Consider the following 16,746-nt stretch of genomic DNA (forward strand, 5'->3'; position numbering starts at 1 on the left):
CAACGCAAAAAGAGCCTGTTGCCAAGCTCTTTAGTCTATTATTTCTTCTCAGCGCGAAGGGCTGACAAGATTTGTGTACGGATATCATCCACACCATTTGGCGTATTTGGTAAAAAGATGGTTTGATTTCCTTTAGAAGCAAAGGTATTCAAAGTGTCCAAATACTGGTTGGTCAATAGGATGGACATGATTTGTTCTTCTGTCATGCCAACATTGGCTTCCTTGAGTTCGGTGATAGACTCTGCCAATCCATCCACAATCGCCTTACGTTGTTGAGCAATCCCCACACCATGAAGGCGGTCTTTTTCTGCTTCGGCTTCAGCTGCAGTGACAATTTTAATCTTATCGGCTTCTGCCAATTCTTGCGCCGCGACCCGCTTACGTTGCGCCGCATTGATTTCATTCATGGATTGCTTAACTTCTGCATCTGGCTCCACCTTAGTAATCAAGGTTTTCACGATAATGTAGCCGTAAGTAGTCATTTCTTCTGCTACTTGGTGTTGAACTTCAAGAGCAATCTCATCTTTTTTCTCAAACAATTCATCCAAGGTTAATTTGGGAACAGAAGAGCGAAGAGCATCTTCGATATAAGATTTAATCTGAGATTCTGGACGCATGAGTTTATAGTAGGCATCTGTCACGCTCTGCTCATTGACACGGTACTGAGTCGCTACATTCATCATAACGAACACATTGTCCTTGGTCTTAGTCTCAACCACAATATCACTTTGCAACAAGCGTAACTGAATGCGTGCTGCAATCGAGTCAATCCCAAAAGGCAAGCGAATGTGAATACCGCTATTGGCAACCTTTTGGTATTTCCCAAAGCGTTCAATAATCGCCACCGACTGCTGACGAACCACATAAACCGTACTCAGTGTGACTATCAGCAATAAGAGCACACAAACAATCAGAAAAATCATGAAAAATATTGCCATGATGGAACCTCCACAAGTATTTTTCTAGTATTATAGCACATTTAAAGAAGGCTGTACCGTTTTTACTGCGATTTTTCCTGAAATGTCAATAATTAGAGGTAAATTGTCCTATTGTCGTCTAATCTCTTGCTAAAATAACTGGTAAGAAATTAGGTGCACCATGCCAGTTCTTTCTAACTCCGTTGATTATCAACATACTATCTGAGTTTTTCAAACCGTGGACAAAGAACCGAAACAAGTAACAGTTAATCCCTTTAAAAGACTCACAAAAAACATCATTGAAGTGAACCGCACTCCAATATTTCAAGAGTTAAGTGAGATTGATGATCTAAATTTATTGTGGTATACTATTTTGGTCATCGGTTACCGATTACGTTCCTTACGGTTCGTGAAAGGAGGTAAAACTAATGAGCCTTATCATAGAGCTCGCTCTTACTATTATAGCGGATGTTATAGCTGGAGTTATCTTGTATTTCGTCTGCAGATGGCTAGATAGTAAGGAGTAGACCGAGTGACTAGTCTATCAACACCCGTTAAATCGCTAAGATACGTCAAAAAAGCCCTTAACTACGGCAATAGTTAAGGGCTTTGGTGTTCTAATGAACCTTATCAATTAACTATATTCTAGCATATAATCTACAATAGTTCAAGCATTAAGTGAGGTTGATGATCTAAATTTAGTGTGGTATAATACTTTTGTCATCGGTTACCGATTACGTTCCTATGGGTTCGTGAGAGGAGGTGAAACTAATGAGCCTTATACCAGAGCTTGCTCTTACTATTATAGCAGATGTTATAGCTGGAATTATCTTGTATTTCGTCTGCAAATGGCTAGATGGTAAGAAGTAGACCGACTGACTAGCCTATAAACACCCGTTAAATCGCTAAGATACGTCAAAAAAGCCCTTAACTACCGACATAGTTAGGGGCTTTGGTGTTCTAATGAACCTTATACACTAACAACATTCTAGCATATAATCTACAATAGTTCAAGCATTAAGCAATGTTGATGATCTAAATTTAATGTGATGTAACTTCTCAAAGTAACTTCCACTTGCCTGACCAAAGTGGAAATTAGTCTAAAACGGATTTTTATGGTGGAATTAAGTGTGAGACGTTTGAGTTAGAAACGAGGTCTACTATGACAAAACATAAACACCTTACCCTTTCAGACCGTAATGATATCCAATTAGGTTTAGAGCGCAGTGAAACCTTCAAAGCTATTGGACAATCCATTCTAAAAGACCCGACTACTGTTTCTAAAGAAGTCAAACGAAACAGACAAGTCCGAGAGTCTACATGCCATAACCTTCCTTGCCCTCTACTCGACAAAGCTCCCTTTGTCTGTAACGGCTGCCCTAAAAGAAGACAGAATTGTGGCTATAAGAAGATCTTCTACCTCGCTAAGCAAGCTCAAAAACAATACGAACAAACTCTTGGCGAAGCTCGTGAAGGAACTCCCCTCAATTCCAAGACCTTCTGGGACATGGACAAAGTCATTTCTGATGGGGTTAAAAAAGGACAACACATCTATCATATTCTCAAAACTCATAACCTTGATGTCAGCTCCTCAACTGTCTATCGACACATCCGAAAAGGGTACCTATCTATCGCTCCGATTGATCTTGCCAGAGCCGTTAAATTCAAAGAAAGACGAAAAAGTAAGCTACCTTCCATCCCTAAAGAAGCTAAAAAAGGCCGTTCCTATGAGGATTTCCAAAACTATTTAGCACTGAATCAACTAGACTCTTGGCTGGAAATGGACACAGTTATGGGGAGAATGGGAGGTAAAGTCCTACTCACCTTCAATCTATCTTTCTGTAACTTTATCTTCGCTAGACTTCTGGATAATAAAACTGCCCTTGAGGTTACCAAACATCTCTATGACATCAAGAACACTCTTCACCAAGCGGACAAAGATTTCTTCCAACTCTTCCCTGTCATTCTTACCGATAATGGTGGAGAGTTTGCCAGGGTTGATGACATCGAAATGGATGTGCGAGGAGAGAGTAAACTCTTCTTTTGTGACCCTAATCGCTCTGACCAGAAAGGGAGAATTGAGAAAAATCACACGCTGATTCGCGACATTCTACCTAAAGGAACTTCTTTTGACAATTTAACTCAAGAGGACATCAATCTCGTCTGCTCTCATGTCAACAGCGTCAAACGTGCTGCTTTGAATGGAAAGTCAGCTTATGAACTCTTTGCCTTTACTTATGGAGAAGAAATTCCTAAGCTTCTCGGTATTTCTAAAATACCTGCAGAAGACGTCTGTCAGTCTTCTAAATTACTCCAACATAAGTTCTAAAAACTAACCTAAAACCCTATTCAAACGTCTCACACTAACTTCCACCATAGCGGAACTTAATCTGAAACGCTTTCAGATAAGAGGATTTTGTGCGCTCTTTTTTTCGATTCATTTTGGCTACAAAAGCAATAAAATCAAGCATTAGTAAAACCAGTGGAACTTACCCTGACATGGATTTCCACTGGTTTTTACAATTTTTATCAGATTAACTTCCACTTCTACTAGCGGTGGAACTTAGTTTGGGAATTTACCAATTTAATGTGATATACTATTTTTGTCATCGGTTACCGATTACGTTCCTTACGGTTCGTGAGAGGAGGTGAAACTAATGAACCTTGCCCCAGAGCTCGTTCTTACTATTGTAGCGGACGTCATAGCAGGAATTATCTTGTATTTCGTCTGCAAATGGCTAGATGGTAAGAAGTAGACCGAATGACTAGCCTATCAACACCCGTTAAATCGCTAAGATACGTCAAAAAATCCCTTAACTACTGCAATAGTTAAGGGATTTGGTGTTCTAATGAACCTTGCCTATCGATTTTATTCTAACATACAGGTCCAGATATTTCAAGAGTTTTATTTATTATTTAAAGTTCCTTAGTTCTGAAAGGTATTTGATTTTTCATCAATTCATTTAAAAATACTATACAAATTTCTTACATTTTCCATAAGTGTGATATAATGGACTCAATAAGATAACTTGTGAAGGATAAACGCTGGGTCCCAGAATGGGGTAGACTGAAAGGTTGAGCATTCCTATGTGCCTGGGGGTATCTTTTTATTTTGATTTTTTAAGGCTCTCTACAAAGTTTAGAGGGTCTTTTTCTATTCCTGTAGAATATACCAAAACACCCCTTAACTACGGCCATAGTTAGGGGCTTTGGTGTTCTAATGAACCTTATCCGATGGAATTATTCTAACATATAATCCCAGATATTTCAAAAGTTTTATTTATTTTTTAAAGTTCTGAAAGGTCTATAATGAAGCTAGCTATCTAGTACCCAAAAACCGACTAGATCATAGGAACTAGTCGGTTTCTCATCAATGCGCCAACATTTCTTGGGCGATTTCTTGGCCAGATAGGTTATCTGGGTAGTAGGTTGGCCAATTATCCATTTCTTCAAAGAGGGCTTCTTGGCTTGTGCCTCCAAAGAAGATATGGAAATGTTCTGCCTTAACTGGGGCGATATTGTGGTCGCTAAACTGAACATACTTGAACTGTCCAGCATCCGCATCTGTGGCTTCAAAAAGGAAGCGCACGCCACGATTGCCTTTCTTGTAAGTCAAAATTTTCTTACCCACATACTTGTAAGTGTATTTCTTGCTTTGTCCACCTTGAACAAATTCCATAGTGTTATCAGTAATGTTAATCTTAGTCACATCTGTCTGGTAGCCTTTTGTATAGTAAGCCTTGTACTCAGCCTGAGTCATCTTACCTGTCAACTTAGCCTTGTAGTCAAAGACCTGATCCAAAGTTCCATCTTCAAGGAAAGGATAAACTGATTGCCAGCTACCTGCATAGTCACTCAAGGTGCGATCCTTGACATCTGCATCCTCAAAGTAACCATTTTGGACTGTCTTGGTATCCTCTGCCTTTTCAGGCTCGATTGCTGGGCCTTCTTGGTCTGTTGTTTGTTTTAGAGCCTTGAGATTTTTCTCCATCACGGAAATATAGTTTTCACCAGCCTTGGTGTCCTCTTCTGTCAGACTTTCCAAAGGATTGAGGACATCTGTTTTGACACCTGCCTCTTTTGAAAGTGTATTGGCGAGGGCCTGTGAGGCATTTTCCTCAAAGTAGATATAGGCAATTTTATTTTTCTTAACGTACTCTGTCAATTCTGCCAGACGAGCAGCTGATGGTTCTGCATTTGGAGAGATGCCTGAGATTGCGACTTGTTTGAGTCCATAGTCCAAAGCGAGATAGTTAAAGGCTGCGTGTTGCGTTACAAAGCTCTTTTGTTTGGCTTGAGACAAACCTTCTGCATAAGCCTTATCCAAGGCTTGCAATTTTTCGATATAAACAGCAGCATTCTTCTCAAAGGTCTCTTTTTTATCAGGATAGTCTGCTGACAAGCTGTCACGGATGTGCTCTACTAGTTTAATAGCGCGAACTGGTGATAACCAAACATGGGGATCGTACTCATGGTGATGACCTTCTTCTCCATGGTCATGGTCTCCCTCTTCTTCCTCACCACCTGGTAAGAGCAACATATCGCCTGTCGCTTTTATGGTTTTCACCTTTTTCTTATCCAAGGTATCTAGCAATTTAGGGACCCATGTTTCCATGTTTTCATTTTCATAAACGAAGGTATCTGCGTCTTGGATTTTGGCAACTGCTTTGGCAGATGGTTCATATTCATGGGGTTCTGTACCAGCACCGATTAGGAGTTCTACATTAGCAGTATCTCCTGCGACTTGCTTGGTAAATTCATAGACAGGGTAAAAGGTTGTCACAATATTTAGTTTGCCATCTGCCTGCTTTTGATTGGAACAAGCCACTAAAAACAGGGCACATAGACTAGCGAGTAATAAGCTAATTTTTTTCATCTTAGTCTCCTATTTAATAAAACGTCTTACTAAACTGATTAGCAAGAAAACAGTTACAAAAATAATAGTAATACTTGCACTTGCAGGTGTTTCTGCATAGTAGGAAATGTAAAGTCCTGCTACCATTCCCAAAAATCCAATAGCACTGGCAAGCAGCATAACCGATTTAAAGTTTTTCCCCAGACGCAGGGCAATACTAGCTGGCAAGACCATGATGGTCGACACCAAAAGAGCTCCTGCTGCAGGAATCATAAGGGCAATAGCCACCCCTGTCACCATGTTAAACAGAATGGACATGGTACGAACTGGCAAGCCATCCACAAAGGCCGTATCCTCATCAAAAGTCAGGATATACATTGGTCGAAGGAAGAGGAAGGTCAAAATCAAAACAACCGCTGCAATGACAAAGAGGGACATGACCTGCTCTTCGCTGATAGTCACGATGGAACCAAAGAGATATTGGTCCAAACTCATTGAACTCGAGCTTTTACCCTTGCTCATGACAATCAGAGAAACAGCCAAACCTGTTGACATGAGGATAGCTGTCCCGATTTCCATAAAGCTCTTGTAAACCGTACGGAGATACTCCAGAAAGACCGCCGCAATCAAGACAATGGCAATAGTGGAAATAGTCGGAGAAATCCCTAGTACCAGACCAAAGGCTACACCCGACAGCGAGACATGGCTAAGGGTATCACTCATCAAACTCTGACGGCGCAAGATAAGGAAGGTTCCAAGAACTGGCGAGAAAAGACTCATAGCAATAACCGCCAGAAAGGCACGCTGCATAAAGTCATAAGATAATAAACTAAGCATGGCCCACCTCCTGGTCATTCTCATGAACGTTGAAACAACGCCATGGCGAGTCTTGGTTACGGACTAGATGAATATTGCGGTCCGCATAGTCCTTAACTTCTTCAGGGTCATGGGTAATCATCAAAACAGCCTTGCCATGATGATGGGCGCTGTGGTGCATGAGTTCGTAAAATTCGTTTTTACTTCCTGCATCCATCCCCGTTGTCGGCTCATCTAGGATAAACACATCAGGGTCAGAAGCAAACATACGCGCAATCACCGCTCGCTGCTTTTGCCCCCCAGAAAGAGACCCCAAGCGTTTGTCTCGGTGTTCCCACATGCCAACTGAATCCAGACTGGCCTTGATATGCTCCTCATCATGAGCATTCAAACGACGGAACCATCCTTTTCTCGGATAGCGACCCGACTTGACAAATTCATAAACCGTACTTGGAAAACCAGCATTAAAGCTGGCAATCTGTTGAGGAAGATAGGCTATTCTCAATTTCTTACCCTGCGTATTTGTCTTTGAAATGGTTACCTTACCAATGCGTGGTTGAAGGATTCCAAGACTGGCCTTGATGAGCGTTGTCTTAGCCGCCCCATTTTCTCCCGTCAAGGTCACAAATTCTCCACTATCAACACTATAATTGATATGTTCAAGAACGGGCTCCTTATCATAATAGAAGGACAAATCCTCTACCGTAATATATCTCATTATTTGATTTCTCCTACTAAAGCAGTCAAAAACCGCTGAATCACTTTTTGTTCATTTGGAGTAAACTGAGTCGCCACTTGTTCATAGGTTAAAAGCGTATGCTCATGGTGATGGTGGTGCTCCTCAGCAATTGGACGAGCCAAATCAGTCAACTGATAAAAAATCACACGCGCATCCTTAGGATCTTTAGATGTTTCCAACATCCCTTCCTTGACCAAAGACTTAATGGCCTTGGTAACCGCCGCCTGACTGACATTGAGACGACGAGCCAACTCTGAATTTGTTAAAGATTCCTCTGACAAGAGCATGAGAATGTGCTCTTGAGTATTGGTCAGGGCCACCTCACTAGTGCAATGACCTATTAGAATTTCATGCTGATTTTCTGCCTGCAAAATTACCTCATTCAAAAAAGCATCGATATCCTTCGCTAGCTGTCTCATATCTGACTCCTTTCCTTTTAGACTTCTCTTTTTTAAGAGAAAAATACTATTCTTTGAAAAATTGTTTACCAGTTAATTATATCACAAGCAAAAAAAGAGTCAAGAAAAAACGTAAAAATCGGCTTCATTCTTGAACTCTTCTATATTATGATCTATTGAAATTCCTTGACATCTCCATCATAAGTCGCCCAGTCTTTGCTGAAAAAGCGCTCATTCAGATGGTAAGTCGGAGCTGGTGTGGGATTGGATAGGAAAGGATCAACGGCCTTGTCAAAAGCCAACCAACCCAACCAACCAAGGTGAATGGTGTCCTTCATAAAGAATGGCTCCCCGCCGTCCTTAGAAAAATCTGCGATATTGTCAAACCCTTGACTTTCTAACTGATAGCGAATCTTCTGCACCGTCTGTTGGTACATGTCCTCTCGTAAACCAGCATAATCCATCCATTTTTTGTTAACAGGTGGAATGATAAAAATTGGGTTTACCTTAGATTTAGAAAACTGTGTTAAAACCAACTGCAGGTCATTATATTCTGGCGATTTGAGGTAGGTGAAGTTTTTCTGAGAATCCTTTAATTTCTTCAAATCCTTCTTGATCTGCTTACTATAGAAATCATTCTCCATTCCCAGATCATTATTGGAAGTATTTTTTTCAGCATCTGCTTTAACAATATCTTCTATGGCTTGATAAGAAAACTGATCTGGCAAGGTCTTTAAATACTTAGCTACATGCTTCTCGTAGTTGATATAGCCTCTAACCGAAAACTGACCAAAAAAGGAAGCTTGGCGTTCATTAAACCGAGCCAATAATTCAATCATTTCATTGTCTGCCGTCGACAATTCTTCTTTACTTGCCAACTTCTGAACCAAATCCTTCATAGCTACGTTTGGGAACTGCTGCAGTAAGCGAGTCGCTGCATATTGACTAGCCTGATCTCCAGATTGATGTTCCAGAAAACTGGTCAACTGGTCTCCATTAAAATACTGCTGAAAGGCTGCTGGCTCATAGCCATTTTTACTGAACCACTGGGGCGAGATAACATACACAACTTGTTTATTCTCCAGTTGTGGCAACATCTGTTGCATTCCAAAATACTGGTTAAGCGATGCAGCTCCCCTCTGTCCTAAAAGATAAGGACGGTAGGAGCGATTGTATTTCTCAGCTAATACCGCAGGATGGGCACCGTCAAAACGAAGCCATTCACTAGAGCCAAAGAAGGGAACAAAACGCATATTTGGATCAGATAGTGCTCTGACTTTTTGACTTCGCTCCTTAAAACTATCGATAGTAGTAGCCACCGCTGAACGCTTTTCAGCTCCTAGATTATGACGCATCTCAGTAGGATAAAAGAAAATGAGCAGAAAAACCAACAAACCAGCTATCAAGACCGGTCCGAAGATCATCCATAAGCGTTTAAGCATTTTGTAGCTCCACAATACCAGCTATGATTTTATTAGCTGTATTCCAGTCATCGCGACCAAACTCTGTCACAGGGACACGAATGTCAAAACGGTTCTCAATCTCCACAATCAATTCAACCGTTCCCATACTATCCAAGACACCTGCATCAAAAAGATCTTCATCCATTATGTCAGAAACATCTTCCATAAACAACTCATCAATAATTTCGATAACTTCTGATTTGATATCCATATTTTATTTCCTTTTATTTTTTAAACCATAGATCATTCAAGAATCCAGAAAAGATTAAGAATGACAGCATGACGACATGGAAGGTGACAACCATGCCAAGCAACTGAATCCAGCGATTCTCAGGTAGAGCAGGCTTCCCTGCTTTTTTCCGCTCCTTATTGAGCGTTTTTTTCTTACGAATCCAAGCGTCATTGATAACCAGTCCAATCCCATGAAAGAGGCCATAGGCGATATAGTACCAGGTCACACCATGCCAAAATCCCATAACCAGCATATTTACAATGTAGACCACACTTGAGGTTACATTTCGATTCTTAAAGACCTTCTTTCTGGTCAATACCATCACCATTCGCATAAAGACAAAGTCACGGAACCAGAAAGAGAGACTCATGTGCCAACGATTCCAAAATTCCTTTAAATCCCTTGATAAAAAAGGCTTGTTAAAGTTGATAGGGCTACGGATTCCCATAAAGTTTGAGATGGCCAAGGCAAACATAGAATAACCTGCAAAATCAAAGAAAAGCTCCAAACCAAAGGTATACATAACTGCCAAGGCATAGAGGTTAAAGAAGCCACCTGACTGCAAGGCTAAATTCTTCAAAGGAGGCAACAAGGTCTCTCCTAAAACATGAGCTAGGATAAACTTGTACAAAAAGCCCCACATGATATAGCGAACAGATTCATCCAGCATATCCATCAACTCATCCCGCTCAGGAATGGTCTGATAATTTTCATTAAAACGCTTAAAGCGATCGATTGGACCACTTGAAAAAGTCGGCATGAAGAGAAGAAAACGGAGGAATTCCCAGAGGGTAAAATCCTTAATCACTCCATCTCTCAGCTCGATGATAATCCCAACCGAACGAAAGGTCAGGTAAGAAATTCCCAAAAAGCCAAGCAAAGACTGCGTTCCATTGATAGCCGGCTGCACCTTGACAAAGATAATCGGAAGGAGGGACAGAAAACTAACTAAGTAGAAGACCCACTTGCCATCCTTGCTTTTTCGATAATGCTTGTAGAAAAGCAGGAGCAATATTTCCCAACAAAGGTAAATACCCAAGGCAGCCAATTGGTTAGTCTTCCCACCTACCAACATGGTGACGATAAAGAAGAGGCTAACCAATACCTCGTACCAGGCGAATCGTTTCTTGAAAAAGAGGCCTATAAAGATGGGCAAGGTTGCAGCAATCACATAGACAAAATACTGAGGATTCCCATATGGCTCTAAATGAGGAAGCTGTTGAAAAAACTCCATCATCTCTTGTTCACCTCGTTAATCAATCCTTTGATGTCAATCTTTCCATTTGGAGTCAGTGGCAAACTGTCTCGATAAAGGAATTTAGACGGCATCATGTAGGACATCATGATATCTGTTAAATCCTCCTTGATAGCCTTGGTAATATCAATATCTCGCTCAAACTGCTCACGCACACCATCTTTTAAGATGACATAGGCCAACAGATTTTGCACCTTATGATCCTTGTTATAACGTGGAACAGCAACAGCAGACTCGATAAAGCGAGACTTGTTGAGGTTTTGAGAGACATCTTCTAACTCAATGCGGTAACCGTTGAACTTAATCTGGAAGTCCATGCGTCCGCCGTAGAGAAGTAAGCCTTCATCTGTCATAGTTCCCACATCTCCTGTATGGTAGGCTGGTAGACCTTCAAATTCAAAGAAGGCTTCCGCTGTTTTTTCAGGATTGTTCATATAGCCTTTTGAAACGGCTGGTCCAGAAACAATGATTTCTCCCTGTTCGCCATTTGGCAATTTATTGCCTTCCTCGTCAATGATAAAGGTTGGAGAGTCAGCCTTGGTATAGCCGATTGGTAGGCGTTTGAGAGTCGCTAGCATCTCGTCTGTCACAGCAACTGCTGATAGGGCTACTGTCGCTTCTGTTGGACCGTAAGCATTGATAATACGGGCATTTGGGAAACGCTCGCGCAGTTTTTGAGCCGTTTTAACCGTCAATTCTTCGCCATCAAAGTAGAAATGCGTGATGCCAGGCATTTTCTCACTATTAAAGTCTTCAGACAACATGGCCATATCTGCAAAAGAAGGGGTTGATGTCCAGATAGCAATTGGCAATGAAAAGATGGTCGCAAAGAGTTGCTTAAAGTCCTGAGTAATAGCTGAAGGAAGAGCGAAAAGCGTACCACCAAGTGCCAAGGTCGGTGCCCAGTACATGACAGACAGGTCAAAAGAATAAGGTGGCTGAGCCAGCATTTGCGGACGACTTGGCGTCGCAAATTCCTTGTCCGTAATCATCCAATTGGTAAAGCTGAGGAGATTATCATGTGAAATCTGCACTCCCTTTGGCTTACCAGTTGTACCAGAAGTAAAGATAATGTAGTAGTTATCATCGCCCTTGACTGGATGCGTGATCTCATAGCTAGTCCCTTGGGCAAAGGCTTCTTGAACCTGAGCTAGAGTCATCATTGGTGTAGAAACCTGCTCCAAGGGAAAGTCTGAGATGGCAATAATCAAGCTTGGCTCTGCTATTTCTAAAATAGATGAAACTCGCTCCAAGGCCGAATGGCTATCAATTGGAATGTAGGCATGACCTGACTTAGTCAGCGCTACAAAGGTTGCCAACATTTCATATTCTTGGCCACCAAAAACAACCACAGGAGACTTCTCAGGCAAGCCTAGTTGGTCAATGGCTGTAGCCAAACTATCCGAATCAGCCTTTAAATCGCCATAAGTGTGTTCCTGCCCCAAAACATTATAGACAGGATAGCTAGGCTGGGTCTGAGCAAAATGCTCAATGGTTTCAATCATATCTACTATTGGTTTATTTGACACAATAGGGATTCTCCTTCAAGTTAAAATTCATTATAGATAAAGCTTCCTTGACCCTGGCCAAGATAGCTAAAGAAGTAAAGCAGCCCTAGAAAGATAAGAAAATACAAGGCTGTCCGACCAAGAAAGAGGTACAATTCTTTTCTCTGTTTCATCAAGAAAAACCATTCATTTCTGTAATTTTTGCTAAATAAGATAGACTCTTACTATAGTATTTTTCTACTATTGTACCACTTTATAGACTAGTTTTTCAATTGTTTACCGTACATTTTCACTAGATTTCAGCTTATTTTAATGATTATGCGGTTTTTCTATGTATATTTTAAAAGAAAAGAACCCGAGATTTTCATCTCAAGCTCTATCAACATAATTGTTTTCCAGATTAGAAAAGTGAAAATACAAGCACAGCCAAGGCTGCACCGATAACAGGCCCCACAACAGGAATCCAAGCGTAAGACCAGTCTCCGTCTCCCTTGTTTGAAATCGGAAGGATACTGTGCATGATACGAGGTCCAAGGTCTCGAGCTGGGTTCAGGGCATAGCCTGTTGTCCCACCTAGTGATAGACCGATACCGACAATCAAAGTCCCCACCGCAAAGGTTCCGATACCTGCCTGAAAATCGTAAAGACCCAAAGCAAAGATTGTTAAGACCAAAACAAAGGTTCCAAGGATTTCGCTGATCAAGTTTGATACAGTATCTTTGATAGCTGGTCCAGTACTAAAGGTTGCAAGGATATTACCTGCATTTTCTTCTGCCTCATAATGCGGTTTAAATTGCAACCAAACCAAAATCTGACCGAGCATGGCCCCTGCGAACTGAGCTAGGATATAAGGGAAAACGGAAGCCCAAGGCAAACCACCTTTTAAGGCCACACCGATGGTCACAGCTGGGTTTAAATGAGCTGGACTGAGCTTGCCAGATACAAATACTGCAACCGCAACTGCAATCCCCCACCCCATAGTAATCACAATCCAACCTGAACTGTTGCTCTTAGTTTTAGGAAGAACCACACCTGCAACAACACCATTTCCTAGAAGAATCAGGATTAAAGTCCCTAGAAATTCTCCAAATAATTCATTCATCATCTTTCTGTCTCCATTAAAAAGAAGGAGAGGGTAAACTAGGAGTCCTGCCCTCCGCCTCTTTTATTTTTTCTTAATTTTTTAATTCTGCTAAGTCATTTTGAGCGAGAGCCGCTTCGACATCCGCACGGTAGCCTGCTTTTTCTTCTTCTGACCAATCATAGAATCGTCCCATTTCATTCAAAACTGGCTCAACGATGCTATCCAAACTATCACGCATAAAGAGCATATGGTTGGTACGACGAAGAAGGAAGTCAACTGGGCTAAGAGCCAACTCATTGCGCATTGCATAGTGAAGGGACAAGGTATCTGCCAAGCTGAGTCCTGGCGCTTGTTCCAAGCTGTGAGCAAGGGCAAAGACTTTCGGTGCATTTGAACCGTAAAGATTTGCCAGATAGTGAGCTTCCTTACTATCCAAGCCACGTGACACTCCAAGTTGCGCAAAAGCTTCGATTTCTGAGTCCACATTTGCTGGGTTCAATTCCCCACCTGAAACAGGGTATGTCTTAGAGTTGATGAGTTTAAAGCTGCGGTCAAATTCTGCTTTGAGGATGTCAACCACGCGCTCCATAGCTCCTTCAGCCATCTTACGGTAGTCTGTGATTTTACCACCAGCAAGGGTCAAGAGGCCATTATCATCTCGGTCCAAGCTAGAACCACGAGAAACTGCAGATGGGGCCAAATGTTTCTCAGATGTGCTGCTTTCAAGCTTGCTGACAGCAGACTCAACATCTTCACGTGTTTTTTCTTTAGAGAGATAAGATTCAACAGTCGCAATCAAGTTGTTAAAGCTTTCATCACTGATAGTTCCGTTATTTCCGCCATTGTAGTCAGAAGCGCTATTGCCTGCGATCAATGGACGAAGACCTGCCCAGCTACTTTCAATGTCAGCAACTGTAATATTCGCTTCTGGGAAGCGGTTGTTGACAATGCCAAGTAGGTAATCTACATCTTCTTGAGTTACTTTTGGATGTTCCAAATCACCTGTGTAGTCTGTATCAGTTGTACCAAAGTAAGTCTTGTTTTCACGTGGGAGAACAAAGACCATACGGCCGTCACCCAAACCTGTGTCAAAGTAAACTGGCTGTGAAACCTTGATCTTGCTTGAATCCACTACCAAGTGAACTCCCTTAGTTGGACGCATTTGTGAGAATTGGGTTCCCTTATTAGACAAATTGCGTACCTTATCACTCCAAGGACCTGTTGTATTGATAACCAAACGGGCCTTGATTTCAAATACTTGGTCTGTCAAGAGATCACGAGCTACAACACCTGTAATATTGCCGCTTTCGTCAAAGAGGAAACCTTCTGCCTTCACGTGGTTAGCAATGAGGGCACCGTCTTGGTTGGCACGTTTAATGTTTTCAATCACCAGACGCGCATCATTGTTACGGAAGTCAAGGTAAACCCCACCTCCTACCAAGCCTTCTTTCTTCAAGTTTGGCTGGCGTTCCAAAACTTCTTCCTTGCTCAAAACCTTGTTAGCAGCTGGTGTGTTGTTAACTCCTGCCAAAAGGTCATACAAGTCCATAGCTACTTTCAGACGGAAGAGGCTAAAGGTCGCTCCATCTTCATCGTAAACTGGCAAGAGCATTGGGTCTGGTTTCGGAATGTGGGGAGCGATTTGTTGAACCACTGCACGTTCAGAAACTGTATCTGAGACCACTTCTACGTCAAATTGTTTGAGGTAACGAAGACCTCCGTGAACCAATTTTGTTGAACGGCTAGATGTCCCTTCTGCGAAGTCCTGCATTTCAATCAAACCAGTCTCAAGACCGCTAGCTGCTGCCTGCAAAGCTACACCAGCCCCTGTGATTCCTCCACCGATAATCAAGAGGTCCAGGGTACGTTCCTGCATTTTTTTAATTGATAATTCACGTGTTTTCTTTGAAAATTCCATTTTTACACACTTTCTAACTGAATCGCTTTATTCTTCCAATATTAGTCGTCTACTTCCGCAAAGACTTGGGTTGCTTTTACAGCCTTCTTCCAGCCCTTGTAGAGTTGTTCCTTGCGAGATTCGTTCATAGATGGCTCAAAGAGTTCTCCTGTCTCATTCAAGAGTTTCAACTCATCCAAGTCCTTCCAGTAACCTACTGACAAACCTGCTAAGAAGGCTGCCCCCAAAGCTGTTGTTTCCAAGTTTTTGGCGCGTGCGATATCGATTCCCAAAATATCAGCTTGGAACTGCATGAGGAAATTGTTCATAGCTGCACCACCGTCTACTTTCAAGACTTGGATAGCTGTCTGCGCATCTACTTGCATGGTATCGATGATGTCACGCACTTGATAAGCAATAGATTGCAAAGTCGCCTTGATAAAGTCTTCTTTAGTTGTTCCACGAGTCAAGCCAAAGACAGAACCGCGAGCGTTTTGGTTCCAGTATGGAGCACCTAGACCTGTAAAGGCTGGAACGACATAAACTTCATCGTTGTTGTGAGAATCACGAGCGTATTTTTCAGACTCTGGTGAATTTTCGACCATGCGAAGACCGTCACGAAGCCATTGAATGGCACTTCCTGCGATGAAGATTGAACCTTCCAAGGCATAGTAAACCTTGCCATTGATTCCGTAACCAATGGTTGTCAAGAGGTTATTTTCAGACAACTGCATTTCTTCACCAGTATTCATGATGATGAAAGAACCTGTTCCATAAGTATTTTTAACCATACCAGGTTCAAAGGCCAACTGTCCAAAGAGGGCTGCTTGTTGGTCCCCAGCCATACCTGAGATTGGCACTTGTCCACCATAGAAATGGAATGGCGCTGTCTTACCGTAAATTTCAGAGTTAGAACGAACTTCTGGAAGCATAGCCTTAGGAATGTTGAGAATTTCCAAAATCTCATCATCCCATTTGAGTTCTTTAATGTTATAAAGCATGGTACGAGCTGCGTTTGAGTAGTCAGTCACGTGAGCCGCACCGTCAGTCAATTTCCAAACCAACCAAGTATCAATGGTACCAAAGAGCAATTCACCCTTTTCAGCTCTCTCTTGAGCGCCCTCTACATGGTCCAAAATCCAACGAACTTTAGTAGCAGAGAAGTAAGCATCGATGATCAAACCAGTCTTTTTATGGAATTTTTCCACATAGCCTTGACTTTTTAGTTGCTCAGCCAAAGGTGCTGTCTGGCGTGACTGCCAAACGATTGCGTTGTAGATAGGAAGCCCTGTTTTCTTATCCCAGACAACAGTTGTTTCACGCTGGTTGGTAATCCCGATTGCTTCGATTTGATTTGGCTTGACACCACTTTCGATGAAAGCACCCGCAATAACTGACTGGACTGAGTTCCAAATTTCATTGGCATTGTGCTCTACCCAACCTGCCTGAGGGAAAATCTGAGTAAACTCTTTTTGACTCGAGCTAACCTTCTCTCCTTTTTTATTAAAAATGATGGCACGAGAGCTTGTAGTTCCCTGGTCAATGGCCATGATGTATTTTTCTTGTGACATGTGCTGTCCTC

Annotated in this window: 14 protein-coding genes; 1 reads left to right on the forward strand and 13 read right to left on the reverse strand. The window is 41.9% G+C overall.

What is annotated here, in order from left to right; all coding sequences use genetic code 11:
* Positions 1-38: 38 nt before the first annotated feature.
* Entirely contained in the window at positions 39-923 is an 885-nt protein-coding gene (locus tag AC6I9F_RS09690) for an SPFH domain-containing protein (protein ID WP_050104214.1), read from the reverse strand.
* Positions 924-2,079: 1,156 nt separating this feature from the next.
* Between AC6I9F_RS09690 and AC6I9F_RS09695 the strand changes: the two genes are divergently transcribed.
* Positions 2,080-3,246 carry an IS30 family transposase gene (locus tag AC6I9F_RS09695; protein ID WP_000160552.1) on the forward strand — a complete coding sequence of 389 codons (1,167 nt, stop codon included), beginning with the start codon at positions 2,080-2,082 and terminating at the stop codon, positions 3,244-3,246.
* A gap of 1,041 nt (positions 3,247-4,287) precedes the next feature.
* Here the strand turns inward: AC6I9F_RS09695 and adcA are convergent.
* The 12 genes from adcA to glpK all read right to left on the reverse strand — a co-directional run bounded on the left by adcA (position 4,288) and on the right by glpK (position 16,735).
* Complete coding sequence (gene adcA, locus AC6I9F_RS09700; RefSeq protein WP_498021970.1) at positions 4,288-5,793, reverse strand: zinc ABC transporter substrate-binding lipoprotein AdcA; 1,506 nt, start codon at positions 5,791-5,793, stop codon at positions 4,288-4,290.
* Positions 5,794-5,802: 9 nt separating this feature from the next.
* On the reverse strand, positions 5,803-6,609 hold the full coding sequence (locus AC6I9F_RS09705) for a metal ABC transporter permease (protein ID WP_498021972.1): 807 nt from the start codon (positions 6,607-6,609) through the stop codon (positions 5,803-5,805).
* Positions 6,602-7,306, reverse strand: coding sequence for a metal ABC transporter ATP-binding protein (locus tag AC6I9F_RS09710; protein ID WP_001269496.1), 705 nt, complete (start codon positions 7,304-7,306; stop codon positions 6,602-6,604). The genes AC6I9F_RS09705 and AC6I9F_RS09710 overlap by 8 nt, the downstream gene beginning before the upstream one ends.
* Positions 7,306-7,746 carry a zinc-dependent transcriptional regulator AdcR gene (gene adcR, locus AC6I9F_RS09715; RefSeq protein WP_001249308.1) on the reverse strand — a complete coding sequence of 147 codons (441 nt, stop codon included), beginning with the start codon at positions 7,744-7,746 and terminating at the stop codon, positions 7,306-7,308. Before adcR ends, AC6I9F_RS09710 begins: the two co-directional genes overlap by 1 nt.
* A 152-nt stretch (positions 7,747-7,898) precedes the next feature.
* Positions 7,899-9,167: a D-alanyl-lipoteichoic acid biosynthesis protein DltD gene (gene dltD, locus AC6I9F_RS09720; RefSeq protein ID WP_498021975.1), complete on the reverse strand. Its 1,269-nt coding sequence runs from the start codon at positions 9,165-9,167 to the stop codon at positions 7,899-7,901.
* On the reverse strand, positions 9,160-9,399 hold the full coding sequence (gene dltC / locus AC6I9F_RS09725; protein ID WP_411865160.1) for a D-alanine--poly(phosphoribitol) ligase subunit DltC: 240 nt from the start codon (positions 9,397-9,399) through the stop codon (positions 9,160-9,162). The genes dltD and dltC overlap by 8 nt, the downstream gene beginning before the upstream one ends.
* A 13-nt stretch (positions 9,400-9,412) precedes the next feature.
* On the reverse strand, positions 9,413-10,657 hold the full coding sequence (gene dltB / locus AC6I9F_RS09730; protein WP_498021977.1) for a D-alanyl-lipoteichoic acid biosynthesis protein DltB: 1,245 nt from the start codon (positions 10,655-10,657) through the stop codon (positions 9,413-9,415).
* The gene (gene dltA / locus AC6I9F_RS09735) at positions 10,654-12,204 is read right to left on the reverse strand and encodes a D-alanine--poly(phosphoribitol) ligase subunit DltA (RefSeq protein ID WP_498021979.1); all 1,551 of its coding nucleotides are present in this window, start codon (positions 12,202-12,204) and stop codon (positions 10,654-10,656) included. Before dltA ends, dltB begins: the two co-directional genes overlap by 4 nt.
* Before the next feature lie 20 nt (positions 12,205-12,224).
* The gene (locus tag AC6I9F_RS09740) at positions 12,225-12,356 is read right to left on the reverse strand and encodes a teichoic acid D-Ala incorporation-associated protein DltX (protein WP_000813667.1); all 132 of its coding nucleotides are present in this window, start codon (positions 12,354-12,356) and stop codon (positions 12,225-12,227) included.
* Between the two features lie 227 nt (positions 12,357-12,583).
* Positions 12,584-13,288, reverse strand: coding sequence for an MIP/aquaporin family protein (locus tag AC6I9F_RS09745; protein ID WP_000980823.1), 705 nt, complete (start codon positions 13,286-13,288; stop codon positions 12,584-12,586).
* A 70-nt stretch (positions 13,289-13,358) separates the two neighbouring features.
* A complete protein-coding gene (gene glpO, locus AC6I9F_RS09750) occupies positions 13,359-15,185 on the reverse strand; it encodes a type 1 glycerol-3-phosphate oxidase (RefSeq protein ID WP_498021983.1) in 1,827 nt (608 codons plus the stop codon).
* Positions 15,186-15,226: 41 nt separating this feature from the next.
* On the reverse strand, positions 15,227-16,735 hold the full coding sequence (glpK, locus tag AC6I9F_RS09755) for a glycerol kinase GlpK (protein WP_498021984.1): 1,509 nt from the start codon (positions 16,733-16,735) through the stop codon (positions 15,227-15,229).
* Positions 16,736-16,746: the final 11 nt, after the last annotated feature.

It is taken from the genome of Streptococcus nakanonensis (genome assembly GCF_059738785.1).

Excerpts from the sequence above, each read along its gene's own strand:
- AC6I9F_RS09710 (WP_001269496.1), bottom strand. The coding sequence starts at position 7,306 with ATGAGATATATTACGGTAGAGGATTTGTCCTTCTATTATGATAAGGAG.
- adcR (WP_001249308.1), bottom strand. The coding sequence starts at position 7,746 with ATGAGACAGCTAGCGAAGGATATCGATGCTTTTTTGAATGAGGTAATT.
- AC6I9F_RS09690 (WP_050104214.1), bottom strand. The coding sequence starts at position 923 with ATGATTTTTCTGATTGTTTGTGTGCTCTTATTGCTGATAGTCACACTG.
- AC6I9F_RS09705 (WP_498021972.1), bottom strand. The coding sequence starts at position 6,609 with ATGCTTAGTTTATTATCTTATGACTTTATGCAGCGTGCCTTTCTGGCG.
- dltB (WP_498021977.1), bottom strand. The coding sequence starts at position 10,657 with ATGATGGAGTTTTTTCAACAGCTTCCTCATTTAGAGCCATATGGGAAT.
- AC6I9F_RS09745 (WP_000980823.1), bottom strand. The coding sequence starts at position 13,288 with ATGATGAATGAATTATTTGGAGAATTTCTAGGGACTTTAATCCTGATT.
- glpO (WP_498021983.1), bottom strand. The coding sequence starts at position 15,185 with ATGGAATTTTCAAAGAAAACACGTGAATTATCAATTAAAAAAATGCAG.
- adcA (WP_498021970.1), bottom strand. The coding sequence starts at position 5,793 with ATGAAAAAAATTAGCTTATTACTCGCTAGTCTATGTGCCCTGTTTTTA.
- AC6I9F_RS09695 (WP_000160552.1), top strand. The coding sequence starts at position 2,080 with ATGACAAAACATAAACACCTTACCCTTTCAGACCGTAATGATATCCAA.
- glpK (WP_498021984.1), bottom strand. The coding sequence starts at position 16,735 with ATGTCACAAGAAAAATACATCATGGCCATTGACCAGGGAACTACAAGC.
- dltC (WP_411865160.1), bottom strand. The coding sequence starts at position 9,399 with ATGGATATCAAATCAGAAGTTATCGAAATTATTGATGAGTTGTTTATG.
- dltD (WP_498021975.1), bottom strand. The coding sequence starts at position 9,167 with ATGCTTAAACGCTTATGGATGATCTTCGGACCGGTCTTGATAGCTGGT.
- AC6I9F_RS09740 (WP_000813667.1), bottom strand. The coding sequence starts at position 12,356 with ATGAAACAGAGAAAAGAATTGTACCTCTTTCTTGGTCGGACAGCCTTG.